Raw genomic sequence first — 6,977 nt, 5'->3', positions numbered from 1 at the left:
GTGCCGGCCGCTGGCCGGCAACCCCAGCTGGCAGATGGCGAATTACCGGCCAGCGGCCGGCACTACCACGGGCATTCGCCGCTACAATTGCCGCCGCACTCCGGCACGAAGACCCCTGCCCCTTGAACGCCCCTGCATTGCTGGCCGCCAGCGGCCTGAGCTTCTCCCGCAATGACGAGCCGGTGTTCGGCCCGCTGGACTTCCATGTGGACGCCGGCGAAGCCCTGCTGGTGCAGGGCGGCAATGGCGCCGGCAAGACCACCCTGCTGCGCGTGCTGGCCGGCCTGGCCAAGCCCGGTGCCGGCCAGGTGCGGATCGATGGCAAACCGGCCAGCAATGCCGAGCGTGCCCGCTATGTCGCCTACCTCAGCCACCTGCCGGCCTTGAAGCCGGACCTGGATACGCTGGAGAACCTGCACTTCCTGTGTGGCCTGCACGGCCGCCGTGCACGCCAGATGCCCGGCAACGCGTTGGCCATCGTTGGCCTGGCCGGCTACGAGGACACGCTGGTGCGTCACCTGTCCGCCGGGCAGAAGCGGCGGCTGGCACTGGCGCGCATCTGGCTGTCGCCCGCGCCGTTGTGGCTGCTCGACGAACCCTACGCCAATCTCGACCTGGAGGGCATCACCCTGGTCAACCGGATGATCTCGGCGCACCTGCGCGCCGGTGGCGCGGCGCTGGTCACCACCCACGGCGCCTATGCCGCGCCGCCCGTGCGCACCCGCCAGCTCGACCTCGGCGGTGTCGCATGATCGCGCCAGGCACCGAACCGGGCCTGTGGCAGACCGCGGGCGCCCTGCTCAAGCGCGACCTGCGCCTGCTCTGGCGCCGTCGCGGCGATGCCCTGCAGCCGCTGCTGTTTGCCGTGCTGGTGGTGGTGCTGTTCGCATTGGCCCAGGGCCGCGAGCCGCAACTGCTGGCCGCCACCGCCGGTGCGGTGCTGTGGCTGGCGGTGCTGTTGGCCGGCCAGCTGTCGCTGGATTCGCTGTTCCGTTCCGATGCCGAAGACGGCTCGCTGGAGCAATGGCTGCTGGCGCCGGTGCCGCTGGCCTGGCTGGTACTGGTGCGCGTGCTGCTGCACTGGGCGACCACCGCATTGCCGTTGATCGTGGTCAGCCCACTGCTGGCCGAAATGCTGCATCTGCCGCATGACCAACTGCCGATGTTGCTGGCATCGTTGCTGCTGGGCACCCCATTGCTGAGCCTGATCGGTGGTGTGGTCGCCGCGCTGACCGTAGGCATCCGACGCTCTGGTATTCTCGTGGCGTTGCTGTCGTTGCCGCTGTACGTGCCGGTACTGGTGTTCGGCGCGGGCAGCCTGGCGGCAGCCGGGCGCGGACAGGATCCGGTCGGTGCACTGCTGATGCTGGGTGCCGGCCTGCTGGTCGCGCTGGTGCTGGCGCCGCTGGCCACTGCTGCTGCAATACGTATTTCTCTGAGTTGACCGAGCTGAGAGCCAATCCACCCCTGCTGGATAGCCGCCACGCATGAATCCGATTGTCCGCTGGTTCCACCAACTCGGTTCGCCTCCCACGTTCGACCGTTTCGCTGCCCGCTGGTCGCGGGTGTTCTATCTCGCTGCGGTGCCGGTGCTGCTGGTCGGCATGTGGCAGGCGCTGCTGGTGGTGCCACCGGAAGCCAAGCAGCTGGACAGCTTCCGCATCCTCTACATCCATGTGCCGAGTGCCTGGATGAGCCTGTTCGTGTTCGCGTTGATGGCGCTGTATGCCGCTATTGCCCTGATCTGGCGGATCAAGGTCTGCGAGATCCTGGCCATGGCCTGTGCGCCGATGGGTGCCGGCTTCACCCTGATCACCCTGTTGACCGGCAGCATCTGGGGCAAGGGCACCTGGGGCACCTGGTGGGACTGGGACCCGCGCATGACCAGTGAACTGGTGCTGCTGTTCCTGTATCTGGGCGTGATCGGCCTCTACCACGCCATCGAGGATCGCCGCAGCGCCGCGCGCGCGGCCGGCCTGCTGGCCATCGTCGGCGTCAGCCTGCTGCCGGTGATCCGCTATTCAGTGGACTGGTGGGGCGGCCTGCACCAGCGCCAGTCGATCAACGTGTTCGGTGAATCGGCGATCAGCAGCGCGATGATCGCGCCGCTGTGGTGGATGGTGATCGGCACCAAGTTCTGGTTCGCTGGCTCGGTACTGGCCAAGGCGCGCGCCGACAACCTCGACCGCGAGGCCGGCAAGGCCTGGGTCGGCGGTCGCGTCGATGCCACACCCGCTCCCCGGGAGGCCCAGCCATGACCCACCTGCCCTATGTGATCGGCGCCTACGCCGTGTTCGTGCTGGTGCTGGGCGCCGACGCGCTCGGCTCGTGGCTGCGCCTGCGCGTGGCGCGCCGCCTGGCCCTGGCCCGGCAGCAGCGCCAGCAGACCCGCGCCAGCAAGCAGGAGGCCGCCGCGCCGCTGTCGACGGAGCTGGAACGATGACCCCGGTACAGCGTCGCCGCCTGGCATGGGTGTTGCTGGCCCTGCTCGCCTCCGGCCTGGCTACCGCACTGGTGGCGATGGCACTGGAGCGCAACATCGCCTACCTGTACACGCCCGCCGAAGTGCTGCGTGGCGATGTCGATGCGCAGTCGCGCTTCCGCCTGGGCGGCATGGTGGTGAAAGGCTCCTTCAATCGCCCGGTAGGCTCGCTGGAGGCGCGCTTCGAAGTGACCGACGGCGATGCACAGCTGCCGGTGACCACCTCGCGGATCCTGCCGGACATGTTTGCCGAAGGCACTGCGGTGGTCGCCAGTGGCCGCCTGCAGGACGGCGTCTTCGTCGCCGATGAAGTGCTGGCCAAACACGATGAGAAGTACGTGCCGAAGGAAGTGGCCGACAAGATGGGCGATGCCCACCGCAAGCACGACGTGCCGGTGACGGCACCCGAGGTGCGCTGAGTGCTGCCCGAACTGGGTCAGATCCTGCTGTTGTGCGCGCTGCTGGCCTCGCTGCTGCAGGCAGGCCTGCCGCTGGTGGGTGCCCATCGCAACAACCCGGCCTGGATGGCGGTGGCACGACCGGCCGCCTTCGCACAGCTGCTGCTGGTCGCCGGCGCGTTCGCGGTGCTCACCGCCGCATTCGTGCAGCAGGATTTCTCGGTGCGCTATGTGGCCGAGAACTCCAATTCGCTGCTGCCGATGATCTACCGCTATTCGGCGGTGTGGGGCGCGCACGAAGGCTCGCTGCTGATGTGGGCGCTGGTACTGGCGCTGTGGACCGGCGCGGTGGCGCTGTTCTCGCGGCACCTGCCGGCAGCGGTGCAGGCGCGCGTGCTGGCGGTGATGGGCGTGGTCAGCGTCGGCTTCCTCGCCTTCCTGATCTTCACCTCCAACCCGTTCCTGCGCCTGAACCCGGCGCCGCTGGAAGGCCGCGACCTCAATCCGCTGCTGCAGGACCCTGGGCTGATCATCCATCCGCCGATGCTGTACCTGGGCTACGTCGGCTTCGCGGTACCGTTCGCGTTCGCGGTGGCGGCGCTGCTGGAAGGCCGCGTCGACGCGCGCTGGCTGCGCTGGACGCGGCCATGGACCAACGTTGCCTGGGGTTTCCTGACCCTGGGCATCGCACTGGGCAGCTGGTGGGCGTACTACGAGCTGGGCTGGGGCGGCTGGTGGTTCTGGGACCCGGTGGAGAACGCCAGCTTCATGCCGTGGCTGGTCGGTGCGGCACTGATCCACTCGCAGGCGGTAACTGAGAAGCGCGGTACCTTCGGCAACTGGACCCTGCTGCTGGCGATCGCTGCTTTCGCGCTGTCCCTGCTGGGTACCTTCCTGGTGCGCTCCGGCGTGCTGACCAGCGTGCATTCGTTCGCCGCCGATCCCTCGCGCGGCCTGTTCATCCTGGTGTTCCTGTCGGTGCTGGTCGGTGGCAGCCTGCTGCTGTACGCGCTGCGCGCCAGCCAGCTGAGCGTGGACGCCGACGATCCGCGTCGCGGCTTCACCGCCACCTCGCGCGAGACCCTGCTGCTGGCCAACAACCTGCTGCTGGCCACCGCCTGCGCGATGGTGTTGCTGGGCACGCTGTACCCGTTGCTGGCCGATGCGCTGTCGCTGGGCAAGATCTCGGTCGGCCCACCCTACTTCGGCAGCCTGTTCCTGCTGCTGATGGCACCGATGATCCTGCTGCTGCCGTTCGGCCCCCTGGTGAAGTGGCAGCGCGACCAGCCATCGCGTGCCTTCGCGCTGCTGGCACCGTGGCTGGCACTGGCCATCGTGCTCGGCGCGCTGGCCTGGTGGCAGGCACCGCAGAACGGCTGGAAGGCAGGCATCGGCGTGGCCGCGGCGGCCTGGGTCGGGTTCGGTACCGCACGCTTTGTCTGGCAGCGGCTACGCGGCAACGGCCGCTTCACCGCCGAGATGCTCGGCATGATCGTCGCCCACGCCGGCATCGCGGTGTTCCTGGCCGGCGCCTTGCTGGTGGAAGCGCTGAACGTGCAGCGCGAGGTGGCGCTGGCGCCCGGCCAGCAGCTGGTGGTCGGCCGCCATGAAGTGCGCTTCGAAGGCGTGGACCATCGCGAAGGGCCCAATTTCATCGCCGACCGCGGCCACCTGCGGGTCTTCCGCAACGGCCGCGAGCTGGCGCTGCTGCATCCGGAGAAGCGCCAGTACGCCAGTGGCGGCCAGGTGATGACCGAGGCCGGCATCGATGCACGCTTCGACGGTGATGTCTACGTGGCATTGGGCGAGCCGCTGGGCAACAATGCATGGGCGGTACGGGTGCACATCAAGCCGTTCGTGCGCTGGATCTGGCTGGGCGCGCTGCTGATGGCCCTGGGCGGATTCATCACCGCCGCCGACCGCCGTTTCCGTCGTCCGTAGGAGTTCCCATGTCCGAGTCCCCCGCCCCGCGCCCCTCCCGCCCGCTGCCGCCGGTAGCCATCGTGATCGGCGTGCTGTTCTTCTTCGGCCTGCTCGGGCTGATGATCTACGGGGTGATGAAATCGGGCGATCCGCAGCGCGACGTGCTGCCCTCGGCCCTGATCGACAAGCCGGCGCCGGCGTTTGCGCTGCCGGTGCTGCATGACCCGGAAATGATCGTGCACAGCGACGACCTGCGCGGCGCGCCCTACCTGCTGAACGTGTGGGGCAGCTGGTGCGCGGCCTGCCGTGAGGAACACCCGGTGCTGACCCGCTTCGCCGAAAGCAAGCGCGTGCGCGTGATCGGCTACAACTGGAAGGACGATCCGACCGACGCGCTGCACTGGCTGGAACAGCTGGGCAATCCCTTCATGGTGGTGCTCAGCGATGTTGAAGGCCGCACCGCGATCGACTGGGGTGTGACCGCAGCACCGGAGACCTTCCTGGTCGATGGCAGCGGCATCGTGCGCTGGAAGTACAGTGGTGCGATGACCCAGCGCGTGGTGGACGAGAAACTGATCCCGGCGCTGGAAAAGATCGAGAAGGCCCAGGGCAGTGCCGGCAGCACGCTGCACACGGCGCCCTGAGCCGATGCGCTGGCTGCTGACGCTGCTGCTTTTACTGCTGCCACTGGCCGCGCTGGCCCAGCAGCCGCTGCACGATCCGCAGCCCCTGCAGTTCCGCGATGACGCCGAGGAGCGTCGATTCCATGACCTTGCCGCGCAGCTGCGCTGCGTGCAGTGCCAGAACCAGTCGTTGGCCGATTCCAACGCGCAGATCGCGCAGGACCTGCGCCGCGAGGTGCTGCAGCTGATGCAGCAGGGCCACGACGACGCACAGATCAAGCAGTTCCTGGTGGCCCGATACGGTGAGTTCGTGCTGTACCAGCCGCCGCTGCAGCCAGGCACCTGGTTGCTGTGGGGTGGTCCGCTGCTGGTGCTGGGAGCCGGTGCGTTGGTGGTGTTCGGCATCGTCCGCCGCCGTGGCCGCTCGGTCGCCGCCACGCCGGCCAGCCAGGCCGACCAAGGAGAGGAATGGTGAGTCATTGGCTGCCGGTGCTGGCCGGCCTGGTTGCCGCACTGATGGCGGCGCTGGTGCTGTGGCCCCTGCGCCACCACGGCCGCAGGGGATTCGCCGTGGGCGTGCTGGCACTCGGCGTGGCCGGCGCCTGCCTGTACCTGCTGGTGGGTGACCCGCGCGCCGCGCAGGTACAGCCGGCACCGTCGGTCGCGACGCTGCGCGATGGCGTGCAGGCGTTGCAGGATGCACTCAAGCGCGACCCGCAGCGGGCCGATGGCTGGGCGCTGCTGGGCCGTTCGCAGGCCGAGCTGGGCAATGCCGTCGCCGCCGCAGAGGCCTTCGCACGTGCTGCCGCACTGGCTCCGGACGACCCCGGCGTGCTGGTGGAAGCCGCACAGGCACGTGCCCAGGCCGACGCCGGCAAGCAGTTCGATGACACTGCAATCGCCTGGTTGCAGCAGGCACGCACGTTGGCCCCGGACGCCGAGCGCGCCAGCTGGCTGCTGGGCATCGCGCTGCGCCAGCGCGGCCGCAATGCCGAGGCCGCCGATGTCTGGAGCGGCCTGCTGCCGCGGCTGGAGCCGGGCGCCGCGCAGGCGCTGCAGGCACAGATCGCCATCGCACGCGACGCCGCCGGCCAGGCGCCCGATGCAACCGCTGCGCCGCCACCGGCACTGCTGCAGGTGCGCGTGCAGCTGCCTGCGCTGAAGGACGCCGAGTGGCCGGCCGGCACCCAGGTGTTCGTGCTGGCACGCGCCGTGGGGGGACCGCCGATGCCGGTGGCCGCGCGCAAACTCCCGTTGGCGGACTTCCCGTCCACGGTCGGGCTCGGCGACGGCGACAGCCCGATGCCAACCGCGCCGCTGTCGGCGCATCGCGAAGTGGAAGTGCTGGCACGCATCTCGCGCACCGGCAGCGCCAATCGCAGTGAGGACGACCTGCAGAGCATCCCGGTGAAGGTGCGCCTGCCGCATGAGGGCGTGGTGGAACTGCGGTTCCCGTAACACCCCCCAGAGTAGTGCCGGCCGCTGGCCGGCAACCCCATGAACGTTGATGCGCCCGCATGGTTGCCGGCCAGCGGCCGGCACTACCGCGCA

9 protein-coding genes are annotated in these 6,977 nt (G+C 69.2%); all 9 read left to right on the top strand.

What is annotated here, in order from left to right; all coding sequences use genetic code 11:
- Positions 1-122 precede the first annotated feature (122 nt).
- Genes ccmA through ACMZPQ_RS00995 form a run of 9 tightly spaced genes read left to right on the top strand, consistent with a single transcriptional unit; the run spans position 123 to position 6,884 of the window.
- Complete coding sequence (gene ccmA, locus ACMZPQ_RS01035) at positions 123-752, top strand: heme ABC exporter ATP-binding protein CcmA (protein WP_197584108.1); 630 nt, start codon at positions 123-125, stop codon at positions 750-752.
- The gene (ccmB, locus tag ACMZPQ_RS01030; protein ID WP_006456616.1) at positions 749-1,444 is read left to right on the top strand and encodes a heme exporter protein CcmB; all 696 of its coding nucleotides are present in this window, start codon (positions 749-751) and stop codon (positions 1,442-1,444) included. The genes ccmA and ccmB overlap by 4 nt, the downstream gene beginning before the upstream one ends.
- A gap of 43 nt (positions 1,445-1,487) precedes the next feature.
- Positions 1,488-2,258: a heme ABC transporter permease CcmC gene (ccmC, locus tag ACMZPQ_RS01025; protein ID WP_197584115.1), complete on the top strand. Its 771-nt coding sequence runs from the start codon at positions 1,488-1,490 to the stop codon at positions 2,256-2,258.
- Positions 2,255-2,443, top strand: coding sequence for a heme exporter protein CcmD (locus tag ACMZPQ_RS01020; protein ID WP_188485365.1), 189 nt, complete (start codon positions 2,255-2,257; stop codon positions 2,441-2,443). Before ccmC ends, ACMZPQ_RS01020 begins: the two co-directional genes overlap by 4 nt.
- Positions 2,440-2,901: a cytochrome c maturation protein CcmE gene (gene ccmE / locus ACMZPQ_RS01015; protein WP_053450293.1), complete on the top strand. Its 462-nt coding sequence runs from the start codon at positions 2,440-2,442 to the stop codon at positions 2,899-2,901. Before ACMZPQ_RS01020 ends, ccmE begins: the two co-directional genes overlap by 4 nt.
- The gene (locus ACMZPQ_RS01010; protein ID WP_197584117.1) at positions 2,902-4,821 is read left to right on the top strand and encodes a heme lyase CcmF/NrfE family subunit; all 1,920 of its coding nucleotides are present in this window, start codon (positions 2,902-2,904) and stop codon (positions 4,819-4,821) included.
- Between the two features lie 8 nt (positions 4,822-4,829).
- Positions 4,830-5,447: a DsbE family thiol:disulfide interchange protein gene (locus tag ACMZPQ_RS01005; RefSeq protein WP_006456733.1), complete on the top strand. Its 618-nt coding sequence runs from the start codon at positions 4,830-4,832 to the stop codon at positions 5,445-5,447.
- Between the two features lie 4 nt (positions 5,448-5,451).
- On the top strand, positions 5,452-5,901 hold the full coding sequence (locus ACMZPQ_RS01000) for a cytochrome c-type biogenesis protein (RefSeq protein WP_197584119.1): 450 nt from the start codon (positions 5,452-5,454) through the stop codon (positions 5,899-5,901).
- On the top strand, positions 5,895-6,884 hold the full coding sequence (locus ACMZPQ_RS00995; protein ID WP_197584121.1) for a c-type cytochrome biogenesis protein CcmI/CycH: 990 nt from the start codon (positions 5,895-5,897) through the stop codon (positions 6,882-6,884). The genes ACMZPQ_RS01000 and ACMZPQ_RS00995 overlap by 7 nt, the downstream gene beginning before the upstream one ends.
- The last annotated feature ends 93 nt before the right edge of the window (positions 6,885-6,977 follow it).

Origin of the sequence: Stenotrophomonas maltophilia, assembly GCF_047497515.2 — a bacterium.
Lineage (GTDB): Bacteria > Pseudomonadota > Gammaproteobacteria > Xanthomonadales > Xanthomonadaceae > Stenotrophomonas.
Note: the sequence above shows the minus strand (reverse complement) of the source record. Positions and strands in the feature narration are given on the sequence as shown.